The organism is Falsiruegeria mediterranea M17 (assembly GCF_900302455.1).
Taxonomy (GTDB): Bacteria; Pseudomonadota; Alphaproteobacteria; order Rhodobacterales; family Rhodobacteraceae; genus Falsiruegeria; species Falsiruegeria mediterranea.
Map to the genome: position 1 here is coordinate 113630 of NZ_ONZG01000002.1, position 13342 is coordinate 126971.

The following is a 13342-nucleotide window of genomic DNA, read 5'->3' on the forward strand; positions in this document are numbered from 1 at the left end:
CTATTTCGCCCTCAAATACACGCCGATCGCGCTGTTTTTATTGATCTCTGCGCGACCAAGCGCACAGAAGGTTTCAGGTTGTCCGTATTTCGCACCGTTGGCGGCCAGATAGCTCTCGCCCTTGGCGCGCATACGGTCCTTTTCAGTATCGGATTCCACATAGGCCCGGATTTCATCGTCCGAATAGCCCAGCTTGTTGGCCTTGGACCGCAGTCCCCACATCACGCCGATCGCTTTCATCCGGCGGCCACTGATGCCGTTGCAAATCTCGGCGATTTCGTTGGCGATGGCGATGTAGTAGAGTTCGTTGTCGATCTCGCTCACCTCGCGCAGAGGCGGTTTGGCCTGGGCCGCAGCGGGGACCGAGGCAGGCAGAGCGACCAGGGTCGCAAAAACGGCATACTTGATAACGGACATGACATTCCCTTTCGTTTTGGATGATCCAAAACGACCCGCATCCGGGCTGCTATTCAATAACAGCCCCTCAGATGAGCAAGGATATGCCAATGCGCGGATCATGGTCGGCCACAGGTCCCGCGGAAGGTCAGCGCCCCATCAACCAACTGCAGCTGCGCCGGATCGGCGTCCGGACCGACGGCCCACTCGATGTCCGAGGTGCCATAGTTCTCGATACAATAGCGGTACGCACGGTCTCGACCGGCCTTGCGCGCCGAGTCCACCGAGATCGCTGCACCTTCGACGCGAACATAGAAGTCGGCCAGAGAGGCTTTCTTGTCGACCGGCTGTGCATCGGTACGGAACTCGATGCCATCATAAGTGATCAAGTTAACTGCGTTTTTCTTGCGGTTGCATCCGGCAACCGCCACAGCCGCGCACAATATGCCCAGCAGGGCAAGACGGGTGGTCTTCATGTCAGTGTCCTCCTATGGGCTGTGCCCAGATCCCTGGGTTGGCTGGTGAATATGTGTTTCATCGTTTTGGTCACTCCGCCGCCACATGGGAGCAGCCGTGGGTTTGCCACATGTTGGCGTCCGTAAGGGTGGACCAGTCAAAGGCATGTTCGGTCGCGCCGTGCGTGCGCAAATGCTCAAGCCGTTCCATGGCCTCGTCCAACGTCGGCTCATGCCCCTCGGGCACCCACCACATGACGAAATGCATGGCGCCCAGAACCTCGAACCATTCCTGGCGGCGCTCATAGAATTGCTTGTGGATTGTGCCCCAGACGAATTTTTCCAGGCTGGGTGCATCCTTCCAAACCGTCAGGTTGGCCACGAACTGCGGATCATCGCCGATGCTGTTTTCGGTGTTTCCGGTGCCGGGCTCGCCCGAGCCTTCCATCATCCAGACAAATCCGGGCATCCGCTTGCCCAGACCGTTCACACGATCCAGGTTCGCCATGAACTCGGCCACGCGCGGATCATCCGTCGGTGCCAGCAGGCGGCCGACGTTCAGCTCGGCCAGTTGATATCCGTCAGGTTGCATCAAAACACCGCCACCAATGCCATAATCCCAAGCGCCACCATGCAGGCCCACCCCAGGACGTAGAAGACCGAACGCGGACCGTTGTTGGGCTGTCCAATTCCGCGCAGATGGATCACCAGCATGATGATCCGCGAGACCAGAACAACCGATGCCAGTAGGTTGACCCAGAACGGGCTTGCCCCGGCCAGCATTGCTGCGACCGTCACGGCCACAAACGCGGGCAGCGTTTCGGTGCCGTTCAGATACGCCCGGTTCAGACGATAGGCGTTGTCGGAATAGTCCTGTTCGGGCGTGGCACCCGGTGCCAGCCCCTTGCCCGCTTTGGCAAGCGCCGAAAACGGCGAGAGTGCCAGCACGACCAGCGTGAACAGCACCAACGACGCAATCGCGTGGGAATATTCTGCAAAACCTTCCATCGTCTCCTCCTTTACTCGGCCGCCATCGCCCCCATGCGACCAGTGCGCTTGGCCTTGATCCGGTCTTCGATTTCCTCGCGGAAGTTCTTGATCAGACCCTGGATCGGCCAAGCCGCCGCATCGCCAAGGGCACAGATGGTGTGGCCCTCGACCTGTTTGGTCACGCTCAGGAGCATGTCGATCTCTTCGACCTCGGCCTCTCCTTTGACCAGACGATCCATCACCCGCATCATCCAGCCGGTGCCTTCACGGCAAGGTGTGCACTGACCGCAGCTTTCGTGTTTGTAGAACTTGGACAAACGCCAGATCGCCTTGATGATGTCGGTCTGCTTGTCCATCACGATGACCGCAGCGGTCCCCAGCGACGAGCCTTTTTCCTTGAGCGCGTCGAAATCCATGATCGCGTCGCGCATGTTCTCGCCGGTCACGCAAGGCACCGACGAGCCGCCCGGGATCACGGCCTTGAGGTTGTCCCAGCCGCCGCGAATGCCACCGCAATGTTTGTCGATCAGTTCCTCGAAGGAAATCGACATCGCCTCTTCAACCACGCAAGGATTGTTGACGTGCCCCGAGATGCCAAAGAGCTTTGTGCCCGCATTGTTCGGACGCCCGAAGGAGCTGAACCAATCCGCGCCACGACGCAAGATCGTCGGCACGACAGCAATGGATTCCACGTTATTCACGGTGGTCGGGCAGCCATACAGACCCGCGCCGGCCGGGAACGGCGGCTTCATGCGGGGCATGCCCTTCTTGCCTTCAAGACTTTCGATCAGCGCAGTTTCCTCGCCGCAGATATAGGCGCCCGCCCCATGGTGCAGGAACAGATCAAAGTCCCAGCCCGAACCGGCGGCGTTCTTGCCCAACAGGCCCGCGTCATAAGCCTCGTCAATCGCGGCCTGCAACGCCTCGCGTTCACGGATGTATTCGCCGCGAATGTAGATGTAACAGGCGTGTGCGTTCATTGCGAAGGACGCGATCAAGCAGCCTTCGATCAAAGTATGCGGATCATGGCGCATGATCTCGCGGTCTTTACAGGTCCCTGGCTCAGATTCATCCGCGTTCACAACCAGGTAAGCTGGACGACCATCGCTTTCCTTGGGCATGAAGGACCATTTCAAACCCGTGGGAAAACCCGCTCCGCCGCGTCCACGCAGACCGGAATCCTTCATATTCTGGACGATCCAGTCACGCCCCTTTTCGATGATACCGGCGGTACCATCCCAATGGCCACGCATCTGCGCGCCCTTGAGCGTACGGTCATGCATCCCGTAGAGGTTGGTAAAGATCCGGTCCTGATCCTTCAGCATCGCGTGCCTACCTTTGCCTGTCTTGTTCACTGGCCTGACGCATCCGCCAGAGTTGAATGATGTTGATCACTGCATAGACAAACCCCGCCAAGGCGGCGAAATCGAAAAGCAGCGCATAGCGCCCGGCCAATCCAATGGCCGGACCGACAAACAGGGTCATGACAACCCACAGCACCATCGTTCCGGCGATAACCAGTCCGATGTGGCGGCCCTTTTGGGCGATGGCTTTGTCCTGTTCCGTGTTCATCTTCTTCGTATCGTTGATCCCTGCGGATTAAGCAGAGGCGTTTCCTTTGTATGTCCAGCTGCCCTTGCGGTTGGCCAATTCAACCTGGCCTGGCAGCTCTTTTGACGGTTTCACCAGCGAGCTGGCCGAAACGGGTGTCGGATCCGGGGTGGCCTCGGTCGCGGCCACTGGCTCCGGCTCGGGTGTTGCCTCCGGCTCAGGCTCTGGCTCGGGCGCAGGCTCTGGTGCCGCTTCTACCACGGGCTCTGCCGCGGGTTCCGGTGTCGGAGCAGGTGCTGCAGACGCCATATCCTGCTGACCCTCGGGGCACAGAAAGCGTGTCAGCACAAAGCCCAACACGACAAATCCGACAACGCCCCCAATGGCTGCTGATACGATCCCGGCGTTCCCCACAAGCATGAACAAAACTGCCAACACTACGCCGCCATAGGCGGATAACCTCCAGCTGCGTGCCTTGCAGCCTGCCTCGTCTGTCGCTTTCGTCATGATGTGGGTCTCCCTTCCCGTTTATGTGTCTTCTTCGTAAGTCCCGTCTTCTTTGGCCCGCTTTGCGAACTCTGTTTCCTCTCCGGTGGCGAGCAGTTTGGCCTGTGCCACCCAATCATCACGGCTGACGCGGCCTTTGAAGCCGACCAGGTTCTGGTCCGCCCAAGCCACTTCAGCCTCTGTCCATGCAGCAATCTGGTCGTAGTGGAAAATACCGATGCCGTTCAGCGCACCTTCCAGCTTGGGACCAACGCCCTTGATCATCTTCAGGTCATCGGCCTTACCATCGCGGGCCGCGTCCAGAGTCGCAGGCTTGTCGCCCGCCTCCGCTTCTGCCTCAACCTCGGGCGCGGCAGCCTTTTGAGGTGCAGGCTTGGCCTTTGGCTTTTTAGTCGCGGGTGCCTTGGCATCGTTGAGCCAAGGTGTCAGCAGCGGCACTTCGGTGCCGTCGATGCGCTTGACCGTATCGCCAATGTCCGCCGCCAATTGCACGGATGCGTTATACTGCGTGCGGCCGCTGTCGTAGTCCGTCAGGCTGGTCAAACCGCTCAGCGGCTCGGCGCCATAGCGACCGTTCTGGGGACCGGGTGTGGGCACTTTGCCCGCCGCCAGTTCGTCGATGAGCTGGCCGAACTTCTCGGCTGTCAGGTCTTCGTAGTAGTCTTTGCCGATCTGGGCCATGGGCGCGTTGGTGCACGAGCCCAGGCACTCCACCTCTTCCCAGCTGAACTTGCCATCGGCCGAGACCACATGTGGCTTGGCCGCGATCTTTTCCTGGCAGACGGCGATCAGATCCTCGGCCCCGCAGATCATGCACGAGGTCGTGCCACAGATCTGAATATGCGCAACGGAACCAACCGGTTGCAGCTGAAACATGAAGTAGAACGAAGCCACTTCGAGCGCGCGGATATAGGCCATGTCCAGCATGTCGGCGACGGCTTCGATGGCGGGCCGGGTCAGCCAGCCCTCTTGCTCTTGCGCGCGCCACAACAGCGGAATGATCGCGCTGGCCTGGCGGCCTTCGGGGTATTTGGTGATCTGCCCTTCGGCCCAGGCCTGATTGGCCGGGGTGAAAGCAAAGCTTTCGGGTTGTTCGGGATGCAGACGGCGTAGCATGGTGTTTCGTAGTCCTTCTTGTTCCCGTCAGGCCGCGCAAGGTCCGGTGGTGATACGGATAGAGTTGCCATCATCGACCCGTTGGGCCTTGCCGCGTGCGACATAGTCCGAGGTGATTGCAACCGTTTGCTCGCGGGTCAGGCCCGCCTGGAAATCGATAGCGCCATATTGGCGTTCGTCGCGCAGAACGCAGCCCACGGTTGCCACCGCAACCAGATAGTCCTGGCGCATCTCTGGTGTGATCGTGCCCCCGCCCGATGTCGTGGTTTCGCAGCCTGCAAGGACCGCGACCAGACCAAGGGAGGCCAGAGCGCCCCGGATCATCGGTCGATCTCCCCGAACACGACGTCCATGGTGCCGATGATTGCGGCCACATCGGCAAGCTGATGCCCCTTGGCCACGTGATCCATCGCCTGCAGGTGCAGGAAGCCCGGCGCGCGCAGCTTGGCGCGATACGGCTTGTTGGTGCCATCGGCGACCAGATAGACGCCGAATTCGCCCTTGGGGGCCTCGACAGCGGCATAGACCTCGCCCGCAGGCACGTGGAACCCTTCGGTGTATAGCTTGAAGTGGTGGATCAGGCTTTCCATCGAGGTTTTCATGTCCGAGCGTTTCGGCGGGGTGATCTTGCCGCGCGCCAGAACATCGCCCGGGCAATCGCGCAGCTTGGCGATGGCCTGCCGGATGATGTGCAGCGACTGGCGCATCTCTTCCATCCGCACCAGGTAACGGTCATAGCAGTCGCCGTTCTTGCCCACGGGCACCTGGAATTCAAACTCGTTGTAGCATTCATAGGGCTGCGCGCGGCGCAAATCCCAAGCTAGGCCCGAACCGCGCACCATCACACCCGAGAAGCCATACTTCTGGATGTCTTCCTCGGTCACGACGCCGATATCGGCGTTGCGCTGTTTGAAAATGCGGTTTTCGGTCAGCAGACCGTCGATGTCGTCCATAACGGCCGGGAACTCGTGGCTCCAGGCCTCGATATCGTCTAGCAGGTCGTCCGGCAGGTCCTGATGCACGCCACCGGGGCGGAAATAGGCTGCGTGCAAACGTGCACCACAGGCACGTTCATAGAACACCATCAGTTTTTCACGCTCTTCAAACCCCCAGAGCGGCGGCGTCAGCGCGCCCACGTCCATCGCCTGAGTGGTCACGTTCAGCAGGTGGTTCAGGATGCGGCCGATCTCGGAATAGAGCACCCGGATCAGCGAGGCACGGCGCGGCACCTCGACCCCGGTCAGTTTTTCGATGGCCAGACACCAGGCGTGTTCCTGGTTCATCGGTGCCACGTAATCCAGACGGTCGAAATACGGCAGGTTCTGCAGATAGGTGCGGCTTTCCATCAGCTTTTCGGTGCCACGGTGCAGCAAACCGATGTGCGGGTCGCAGCGTTCCACGATCTCGCCGTCCAGTTCCAGAACCAACCGCAGCACGCCGTGCGCCGCCGGGTGCTGGGGACCAAAGTTGATGTTGAAGTTGCGGATCTTCTGCTCGCCCGTCAGAGCGTCGTCGAAGCCCTTGCTGCCGTCCATCATCCGTGTCTCTCCTGTCCGGGGTGACCCCGGCGTTTCCTTTACAGTTCGGGGCCTTCGGCCACGCGGAACAGTTTTGTAATCAGGCGCCATTCGCCTTCGACCCGGAAAAAGCCCAGGTAATCCAGATACCGCCGGGGCGGCATGTCGACCCACAGTTTGACGTGGGCCATGTCAGGGCCTTCGACATCGACCGAGATCACCTCGAACAAGGGCGCGTCCTTGTCGGCATCCAATGTGTGGATACCACCCACGAACTTTTCCTTGTTCAGGAAGCGTGGGGTGCCATCGTCCTTGACCCAGGTCATCAGGAACCGGTCATGACACAGCGCATCCAACGCATCGCCGTCCGCCTTGTTCAGCGCCTCGCAGTAGGCCTCGGCCGCCGCGTTCACCTGTTCCAGGGCTGTTGTCATGTCCAACGCCATCGTCACCCTTTCCGCCGCGCGTTGCGCGATTTGGCCTTTGCCTTGACCCGAACCCGGGCCTTTTCTGCTTGGGCCGCCTTGGCTGCGGCGCCTGCCAGCAGGACACCCAGAACACCAAGAGCCGCCAACTCACCAAGAAACGCCATCATCTGCGGTCAAGCTCCTGCAACTTCATCGCCATGACCCAAAGCAGCACCAGCACCCCCAATGGGACCACACAGGCCGCCGCCCAGTATTTGTTGATGCCGAAATGGGGCAGCAACTTGAGCATCGGTATGACCGTCGCAATGACAAAGATGATCCAGACGATGGTTCCCATCACTTGGCCTCCTGTTTTTCGTCCCCCGGCAAAATGTATTCCGCACCTTCCCAAGGGCTCATGAAGTCAAACTGACGATATTCCTGCACCAGGCTGACGGGTTCATAGACAACGCGTTTTTGCGCCTCGTCATAGCGGACCTCGGTATAGCCGGTTGTGGGGAAATCCTTGCGCAGCGGATAGCCGCGAAAGCCATAGTCGGTCAGGATGCGACGCAGATCGGGGTGCCCGGTGAACAGGATGCCGAACATGTCGAACACCTCGCGCTCGAACCAGTTGGCCGACGGGTGAACATCGATGATCGAGGGAACCATGTCGTCCTCGCGGATCGACACCCGCAGGCGGATGCGCTGGTTCTGGTACATCGACAGCAGGTGATAGACGACATCAAAACGCTTGGCGCGCTCGGGGTAATCCACACCGGTGATATCCACCAGCGTCGAGAACTTGCAGGTCGGGTCGGATTTCAGAAACTCGATCAGCCCAACGATGTTCGACGGTGTAACGTCCACATTCAGCTCGTCATGGGTCACATCCCATGCCAGCACACAGTCACTCCGCTTGAGCTCGATATGCGTGCCCAGTTCTTTCAAGGCTTCACTCATCGTACGATCGTCCCCGTGCGGCGGATTTTGCGTTGCAGCTGCATCAGGCCATAAAGCAGGGCCTCGGCCGTCGGCGGGCAACCGGGAACGTAGATGTCCACGGGGACGATGCGGTCACAGCCACGCACCACCGAGTAGGAGTAGTGATAGTACCCGCCCCCATTGGCACAGGATCCCATCGAGATCACGTAACGCGGCTCGGGCATCTGGTCGTAGACCTTGCGCAGCGCCGGGGCCATCTTGTTGGTCAAGGTGCCGGCAACGATCATCACGTCCGACTGACGCGGGGACGCACGGGGTGCAATGCCAAAGCGTTCGGCATCGTACCGCGGCATCGAGGTGTGCATCATCTCAACCGCGCAGCAGGCCAGACCGAACGTCATCCAGTGCAGCGAGCCCGTGCGGGCCCAGTTGATGATGTCCTCGGTCGAGGTCAGCAGGAACCCTTTGTCCTGCAGCTCGGCATTCAGGGCCTGGGTGGCGACTTCCTTGTCGACGCCTGCCGTGTTGGCTCCGGTCATCACTCCCATTCCAGGGCCCCCTTCTTCCACTCATAGGCAAAACCGATGGTCAGAACGCCCAGGAACACCATCATCGACCAGAATCCCACGTCGCTGATGTCCTTGAAGCCGACGGCCCAAGGGAACAGGAACGCGATTTCCAGATCAAAGATGATGAAAAGGATCGAGACGAGGTAGAACCGGACGTCAAATTTCATGCGCGCGTCGTCGAAGGCGTTGAAACCGCATTCGTAGGCACTTACCTTTTCGGGGTCCGGGTTGCGCACGGCCAGGATGACCGCGGCCAGAATCAGAACGATGCCAAGGCCGACAGCGACGGCCAGAAACACCAGGATCGGGAGGTACTCCCGCAACAGCTCTTCCACGAGTGGCTCCTTTCCTGCGCACCACGTGTTGGCGCGCCGTCAATTGGCGTGTTGACTGGTCATTCTCTACCCGTGCCACACCAGAGCGTCAACCAATGGGAGGGCGCGAAACCCTGTCGAATTGCCGCAAAGGAAAAATGGGGGAATGGAGGGTATCCCCTCGATTCACCGCCGGAACGTATGCAACTTGGCCTTTCCGGCAAGGAAGAGAGGAAAAGCGGCAGTCTTTCGACAGATTGCCGCGATCAGAAGGGTTTAGCGAATTTTGCTGCCGCGTCCCGTGGCATGGCACCTTTGGTCCGGTCACGGCAGCAAAACTTTATGTGATTCCCCCAGCCTGCTTAAAAAGAGTAGGGCCAGATTCACCTTTACCTCAAACCCAGTTGGGTTTGCGTTTGTCGAAAAACGCTCCGATCCCCTCGGCCGCCTCGTCGGTTTCCCATCGGTCAACAAGGGCCTGGATCGTGGTGTCGATCACCGCATCATCGATACGCGGTCCCAGCTCTCGGGTCAGCTGTTTGGCCGCTGCCACAGCCCCCGGCGCACAGCTGAGGTACGGCGTCACCTCCGCCTCGACCGCCGCTGCCAGATCCTCGGTCGGAACTGTCTTTGCCAAAAGACCCAGCTCAACCGCCTCGGCCGCGCCAAAAATGCGACCGGACATGAACACACGCCGCGCCCGTGCCTCGCCCATGCGCGAGATGACATAGGGCCCGATTGTGGCCGGGATGATCCCCAAGCGGGTTTCGGTGAGCCCCATTTTGAGCGTATCGACCCCGATGGCGATGTCACAGACCGAAGCCATGCCCACACCCCCGCCAAAGGCATTGCCCTGCAAGGCGCCGATCAGCGGTTTCGGCAGGGTGTTGAGCGCCTGCAGCATCTCGGCCAGCTTGCGCGCCTCGACAAAGCGGGTTTGGGAATCTGCCGCCATCTGAGCCTGCATCCAGGCCAGATCGCCGCCCGCGCAGAACGACTTGCCCGCCCCCGTCAGCACAACAACCCGCACGGCATCATCTGCCGCCAGCTGTCCTGCCGCCTGCGTCAACTCGGCCAGCATCTGCGCCGACATCGCATTGTGCTTGTCCACCCGGTTCAGGGTCAGCGTCGCAACGCCGCGTGCGTCGGTCGAAAGGTCGATGGTCTCAAACATGCTCAAGTCTCCTGTTTCGCCGCCTCAAGGGCCCGGCTCAATCTTTCAACGGCGGCCTCGACCGAGGTCAGGCCTGTGTCCAATGTCACATCCGCATCCGGCATCGGCTCATACGCGCGGTCTTGCACCGCCTGCCAGTCGGGACCAACCCAGCCCGGCAGATCGACCTGCCGCGTTTCGATCCTGCGGCGATGCACGTCCTGATCCGAGCACGTGAGCTCAACAGTGACCAAAAGGGCGCCCGTATCATCCGCCACCGCCCGCCAGGCTGCATGCGTCAGCGCGATCGGGTTCACACAGTCCGCGATGACGTCAAACCCTTGGCGCAAGGCCCCTTTGGCCACGGCCTGTGCCGCAGCATATCCCCCATCGGCCAGATCATCCGTCACCATGCGAGAGGCCTTCATCGCCACCTCGATCTGATCAATCCACAGCCACAGCGCGCCAGTGCCGTCGGCCACCTGTTTGGCAATCGTGGATTTGCCCACGCCCGGTAAACCCATGAGAGACATCAGGACCGGCATTCACCCTGTCCGCATCATGCGGGCCATCTGTGCCGCCTCATCCAGAACCGCCATGTCCAAACCGGTTTCATAGCCTTGGTCGGTCAGGTGTTTCACAACGGCCTCGGTCGCCACATTGCCCGCCGCGCCCGGCGCGTAGGGGCAGCCGCCCAAACCACCAACGGCCGCATCAAAGACACGCACTCCCAACTCCAGCGAAGCATCGATGTTGATCAGCGCCCGGCCAGCGGTATCGTGGTAATGCCCAGCCAGCTTATCTGCGGGCACCCGATCCAGAACCGCACCCAGCATCGCTGTGATGCTCTCGGGCGTGCCCTGCCCGATGGTATCCCCCAACGAGACCTCATAGCAGCCCAGATCCAACAGCCGCCCAGCAACCTCGGCCACCTGCCCCGGCGGGGTTGGCCCGTCAAAGGGGCAGTCGGTCACGCAAGAGACATAGCCCCGCACCGGCAAGCCGATTTCTCGCGCGGCCTCAAGGATCGGCACAAACCGCTCGATGCTCTCGGCGATGGTGGCGTTGATGTTGGCCTTGGAGAACCCTTCAGACGCACTGGCAAAAACCGCGATCTCGTCCGCTTTGGCCGCCACGGCATCCTGATAACCGCGCATATTCGGTGTCAGCGCTGCATAACTCACGCCCTCGGCTCGGGTTATGCCGCCCAAAACCTCGCCCGAGCCTGCCATCTGCGGCACCCATTTGGGAGAGACAAAACTGGCCACCTCGATCCGGCGAAAGCCCGCGCGGCTGAGGCAATCAACCAGCGCGATCTTCTCGGCCACCGGAATCTCACGCTTTTCGTTCTGCAGCCCATCCCGCGGACCCATCTCGAATATCTCGACCCGGTCACCCATGACGCATGCCCCCTGCTTCTTTTTGTTCCAAATACGGAAGAACCACCGCCCGCCCGGGGCGATGGTCCCACCTTATTCCTCTTCCAACCGTACCAGAGCAGCCCCGGCTTCAACCTGAGCCCCCGCCTCGGTTAAAACTTCGGCCACGACCCCGTCACGCGCTGCCAGCAGCGAATGTTCCATCTTCATCGCTTCCAGAATGGCCAAACGATCACCTTCGCTCACGGTTTGACCCGCTTCAGCAAAGACCGCCTTGACCAGACCGGGCATTGGCGCCTCGATCACGTTGCCGTCGCCGCCCGCACTGGCATCACGGTCCAGCGGGTCTGGCACCGTGAAGCGATAGCCATTGCCCCAGAACACCGTGATCTCATCGCCAACGTGCGACACGCGCGCCTGCACCTTGGTGGCATCCACCCACCAGGTGCCATCGCGGCGGCTGACGTGATGGGTCACATCCGGCAGCGCCACTGTGAAACTCTCGGGCCCATCTGCCAGAACGCGGGCCTCGAATGTCTCGTCATGATGGGTCAGCGTCACGTCCCAACCAAGCGGACCCCAGAGGGTGAAGCCACCCTCGTCGCCCGCCCCATCGGTCAGCCCCAAAGCCGCCAATGCCGCAATCGAGCGCGCCTTGGTGCACGCCACCGGCGCAGGCGTCAACGTCTCCAACTCGCGGTCGATCAGACCGGTGTCCATGTTGCCAGCCACAAAGTCAGGCTGCGCCGACAGCACACTCAGGAACGAGACATTGGTCACCGTCCCGCCCACATCGGTCCAGCGCAAGGCACGTTCCAACTTGCGCAGGGCGGCACCACGGGTGGGGCCGTACACCGTCACCTTGGCGATCATCGGATCATACCAGGGGCTGATCGCATCGCCCGCACGCACACCGCTGTCGACGCGCGCATCTTCGGGGAACTCCAGATGGGTCAGTGTACCGGTTGCAGGGAGGAACCCCTTTGGCACATCTTCGGCATAGATCCGCGCCTCAAACGCGTGGCCCTTGAAGCTCAAGTCCGATTGTTGAGCAGGCAAGGACTCGCCCGAGGCGACCCGCAACTGCCATTCCACAAGATCCACGCCGGTGATTTCCTCGGTCACAGGATGTTCAACCTGCAAGCGCGTGTTCATTTCCATGAACCAGAAGTGATCCGGGTGCAGCCCGCCCGTTCCCCCGCCCGAGCCATCGACGATGAACTCAACCGTGCCTGCCCCGGAATACCCGATGGCCTCGGCGGCAAGAACCCCTGCCTGCCCCATCGCCTCACGCATCTCGGCGGTCATACCAGGCGCGGGCGCTTCTTCGATCACCTTTTGATGGCGCCGTTGCAGCGAGCAGTCGCGTTCGAACAGATGCACCGCATGGGTGCCGTCGCCAAAGACCTGCACCTCGATATGGCGCGGCTTTTGCACGAACTTTTCGATCAGCACATCGGGGTTGCCAAAGGCCGTGGTTGCCTCTCCCTGGGCACTCTCAAGTGCCGCAGTGAAGTCAGCGGGGTCTTCGACCAGGCGCATCCCCTTGCCACCGCCGCCCGCAACGGCCTTGATCAGAACCGGATAACCGATTTGCGCCGCCTGTTCTGCCAGGAATGCGGGCTCCTGATTGGCGCCATGATAACCGGGGACAACCGGAACGCCCGCCTCTTCCATCAACGCCTTGGCCGCGTCCTTGAGCCCCATAGCCCGGATCGCCTTGGCAGACGGACCGATAAAGGTCAGCCCTGCCGCCTCGACCGCGTCAACGAAATCAGGGTTCTCGGACAGAAAGCCATAGCCGGGATGGATTGCCTGCGCGCCTGTTTCCAGCGCGGCCTGAATAATCACATCGCCGCGCAGGTAGCTGTCGGCGGGCGCAGGCCCGCCGATGTGGACGGCACGATCCGCCTTTTCAACATGTTTCGCGGCAGCATCCGCATCGGAATAGACGGCCACGGTTTTGACACCCATGGAGCGGGCTGTGTCCATCACACGGCAGGCAATCTCGCCACGATTTGCGATCAGAATTGTATCAAACAT

Annotated in this window: 20 protein-coding genes; all 20 read right to left on the minus strand. The window is 60.9% G+C overall.

What is annotated here, in order from left to right; genetic code table 11:
- The 20 genes from TRM7615_RS03855 to TRM7615_RS03940 all read right to left on the minus strand — a co-directional run bounded on the left by TRM7615_RS03855 (position 1) and on the right by TRM7615_RS03940 (position 13342).
- On the minus strand, positions 1–417 hold the full coding sequence (locus tag TRM7615_RS03855) for a DUF5333 domain-containing protein (RefSeq protein ID WP_108785598.1): 417 nt from the start codon (positions 415–417) through the stop codon (positions 1–3).
- Between the two features lie 98 nt (positions 418–515).
- Positions 516–872 carry a hypothetical protein gene (locus TRM7615_RS03860; RefSeq protein WP_108785599.1) on the minus strand — a complete coding sequence of 119 codons (357 nt, stop codon included), beginning with the start codon at positions 870–872 and terminating at the stop codon, positions 516–518.
- Positions 873–942: 70 nt separating this feature from the next.
- Complete coding sequence (locus tag TRM7615_RS03865) at positions 943–1443, minus strand: DUF3291 domain-containing protein (RefSeq protein ID WP_108785600.1); 501 nt, start codon at positions 1441–1443, stop codon at positions 943–945.
- Positions 1443–1859 (minus strand): MAPEG family protein, encoded by a 417-nt coding sequence (locus TRM7615_RS03870; RefSeq protein WP_108785601.1) that lies wholly within the window; start codon positions 1857–1859, stop codon positions 1443–1445. Before TRM7615_RS03870 ends, TRM7615_RS03865 begins: the two co-directional genes overlap by 1 nt.
- 11 nt (positions 1860–1870) lie before the next feature.
- Entirely contained in the window at positions 1871–3166 is a 1296-nt protein-coding gene (gene nuoF, locus TRM7615_RS03875) for an NADH-quinone oxidoreductase subunit NuoF (protein ID WP_108785602.1), read from the minus strand.
- Between the two features lie 7 nt (positions 3167–3173).
- Positions 3174–3413, minus strand: a complete 240-nt coding sequence (locus TRM7615_RS03880) for a DUF5337 domain-containing protein (protein ID WP_108785603.1) — start codon at positions 3411–3413, stop codon at positions 3174–3176.
- 27 nt (positions 3414–3440) lie between these two features.
- Positions 3441–3899: a hypothetical protein gene (locus TRM7615_RS25445; protein ID WP_108785604.1), complete on the minus strand. Its 459-nt coding sequence runs from the start codon at positions 3897–3899 to the stop codon at positions 3441–3443.
- Between the two features lie 21 nt (positions 3900–3920).
- A complete protein-coding gene (gene nuoE / locus TRM7615_RS03890) occupies positions 3921–5015 on the minus strand; it encodes an NADH-quinone oxidoreductase subunit NuoE (protein ID WP_108785605.1) in 1095 nt (364 codons plus the stop codon).
- A gap of 27 nt (positions 5016–5042) precedes the next feature.
- The gene (locus tag TRM7615_RS03895; protein ID WP_108785606.1) at positions 5043–5339 is read right to left on the minus strand and encodes a hypothetical protein; all 297 of its coding nucleotides are present in this window, start codon (positions 5337–5339) and stop codon (positions 5043–5045) included.
- Positions 5336–6550, minus strand: coding sequence for an NADH-quinone oxidoreductase subunit D (locus tag TRM7615_RS03900; RefSeq protein WP_108785983.1), 1215 nt, complete (start codon positions 6548–6550; stop codon positions 5336–5338). Before TRM7615_RS03900 ends, TRM7615_RS03895 begins: the two co-directional genes overlap by 4 nt.
- Positions 6551–6591: 41 nt before the next feature.
- Positions 6592–6966, minus strand: coding sequence for a nuclear transport factor 2 family protein (locus TRM7615_RS03905; RefSeq protein WP_165821360.1), 375 nt, complete (start codon positions 6964–6966; stop codon positions 6592–6594).
- 14 nt (positions 6967–6980) lie between these two features.
- Positions 6981–7127 (minus strand): hypothetical protein, encoded by a 147-nt coding sequence (locus TRM7615_RS25450; protein ID WP_165821361.1) that lies wholly within the window; start codon positions 7125–7127, stop codon positions 6981–6983.
- Positions 7124–7297, minus strand: a complete 174-nt coding sequence (locus TRM7615_RS25455) for a hypothetical protein (RefSeq protein ID WP_165821362.1) — start codon at positions 7295–7297, stop codon at positions 7124–7126. The genes TRM7615_RS25450 and TRM7615_RS25455 overlap by 4 nt, the downstream gene beginning before the upstream one ends.
- The gene (locus tag TRM7615_RS03910; protein WP_108785608.1) at positions 7297–7902 is read right to left on the minus strand and encodes an NADH-quinone oxidoreductase subunit C; all 606 of its coding nucleotides are present in this window, start codon (positions 7900–7902) and stop codon (positions 7297–7299) included. Before TRM7615_RS03910 ends, TRM7615_RS25455 begins: the two co-directional genes overlap by 1 nt.
- A complete protein-coding gene (locus TRM7615_RS03915; RefSeq protein WP_037307875.1) occupies positions 7899–8432 on the minus strand; it encodes a NuoB/complex I 20 kDa subunit family protein in 534 nt (177 codons plus the stop codon). Before TRM7615_RS03915 ends, TRM7615_RS03910 begins: the two co-directional genes overlap by 4 nt.
- Positions 8423–8788 (minus strand): NADH-quinone oxidoreductase subunit A, encoded by a 366-nt coding sequence (locus TRM7615_RS03920; RefSeq protein ID WP_085795125.1) that lies wholly within the window; start codon positions 8786–8788, stop codon positions 8423–8425. Before TRM7615_RS03920 ends, TRM7615_RS03915 begins: the two co-directional genes overlap by 10 nt.
- Positions 8789–9161: 373 nt before the next feature.
- A complete protein-coding gene (locus TRM7615_RS03925; protein WP_108785609.1) occupies positions 9162–9941 on the minus strand; it encodes a crotonase/enoyl-CoA hydratase family protein in 780 nt (259 codons plus the stop codon).
- Between the two features lie 2 nt (positions 9942–9943).
- On the minus strand, positions 9944–10465 hold the full coding sequence (locus tag TRM7615_RS03930; protein ID WP_108785610.1) for a P-loop nucleotide/nucleoside kinase family protein: 522 nt from the start codon (positions 10463–10465) through the stop codon (positions 9944–9946).
- Positions 10466–11320, minus strand: coding sequence for a hydroxymethylglutaryl-CoA lyase (locus TRM7615_RS03935; RefSeq protein ID WP_108785611.1), 855 nt, complete (start codon positions 11318–11320; stop codon positions 10466–10468).
- A 72-nt stretch (positions 11321–11392) separates the two neighbouring features.
- Positions 11393–13342, minus strand: coding sequence for an acetyl/propionyl/methylcrotonyl-CoA carboxylase subunit alpha (locus TRM7615_RS03940; RefSeq protein ID WP_108785612.1), 1950 nt, complete (start codon positions 13340–13342; stop codon positions 11393–11395).

Excerpts from the sequence above, each read along its gene's own strand:
- TRM7615_RS03870 (WP_108785601.1), bottom strand. The coding sequence starts at position 1,859 with ATGGAAGGTTTTGCAGAATATTCCCACGCGATTGCGTCGTTGGTGCTG.
- nuoF (WP_108785602.1), bottom strand. The coding sequence starts at position 3,166 with ATGCTGAAGGATCAGGACCGGATCTTTACCAACCTCTACGGGATGCAT.
- TRM7615_RS03855 (WP_108785598.1), bottom strand. The coding sequence starts at position 417 with ATGTCCGTTATCAAGTATGCCGTTTTTGCGACCCTGGTCGCTCTGCCT.
- TRM7615_RS03905 (WP_165821360.1), bottom strand. The coding sequence starts at position 6,966 with ATGACAACAGCCCTGGAACAGGTGAACGCGGCGGCCGAGGCCTACTGC.
- TRM7615_RS25450 (WP_165821361.1), bottom strand. The coding sequence starts at position 7,127 with ATGATGGCGTTTCTTGGTGAGTTGGCGGCTCTTGGTGTTCTGGGTGTC.
- TRM7615_RS03860 (WP_108785599.1), bottom strand. The coding sequence starts at position 872 with ATGAAGACCACCCGTCTTGCCCTGCTGGGCATATTGTGCGCGGCTGTG.
- nuoE (WP_108785605.1), bottom strand. The coding sequence starts at position 5,015 with ATGCTACGCCGTCTGCATCCCGAACAACCCGAAAGCTTTGCTTTCACC.
- TRM7615_RS03915 (WP_037307875.1), bottom strand. The coding sequence starts at position 8,432 with ATGGGAGTGATGACCGGAGCCAACACGGCAGGCGTCGACAAGGAAGTC.
- TRM7615_RS03880 (WP_108785603.1), bottom strand. The coding sequence starts at position 3,413 with ATGAACACGGAACAGGACAAAGCCATCGCCCAAAAGGGCCGCCACATC.
- TRM7615_RS03940 (WP_108785612.1), bottom strand. The coding sequence starts at position 13,342 with ATGTTTGATACAATTCTGATCGCAAATCGTGGCGAGATTGCCTGCCGT.
- TRM7615_RS25455 (WP_165821362.1), bottom strand. The coding sequence starts at position 7,297 with ATGGGAACCATCGTCTGGATCATCTTTGTCATTGCGACGGTCATACCG.
- TRM7615_RS03895 (WP_108785606.1), bottom strand. The coding sequence starts at position 5,339 with ATGATCCGGGGCGCTCTGGCCTCCCTTGGTCTGGTCGCGGTCCTTGCA.
- TRM7615_RS03930 (WP_108785610.1), bottom strand. The coding sequence starts at position 10,465 with ATGCCGGTCCTGATGTCTCTCATGGGTTTACCGGGCGTGGGCAAATCC.
- TRM7615_RS03900 (WP_108785983.1), bottom strand. The coding sequence starts at position 6,550 with ATGGACGGCAGCAAGGGCTTCGACGACGCTCTGACGGGCGAGCAGAAG.
- TRM7615_RS25445 (WP_108785604.1), bottom strand. The coding sequence starts at position 3,899 with ATGACGAAAGCGACAGACGAGGCAGGCTGCAAGGCACGCAGCTGGAGG.
- TRM7615_RS03865 (WP_108785600.1), bottom strand. The coding sequence starts at position 1,443 with ATGCAACCTGACGGATATCAACTGGCCGAGCTGAACGTCGGCCGCCTG.
- TRM7615_RS03925 (WP_108785609.1), bottom strand. The coding sequence starts at position 9,941 with ATGTTTGAGACCATCGACCTTTCGACCGACGCACGCGGCGTTGCGACG.
- TRM7615_RS03935 (WP_108785611.1), bottom strand. The coding sequence starts at position 11,320 with ATGGGTGACCGGGTCGAGATATTCGAGATGGGTCCGCGGGATGGGCTG.
- TRM7615_RS03910 (WP_108785608.1), bottom strand. The coding sequence starts at position 7,902 with ATGAGTGAAGCCTTGAAAGAACTGGGCACGCATATCGAGCTCAAGCGG.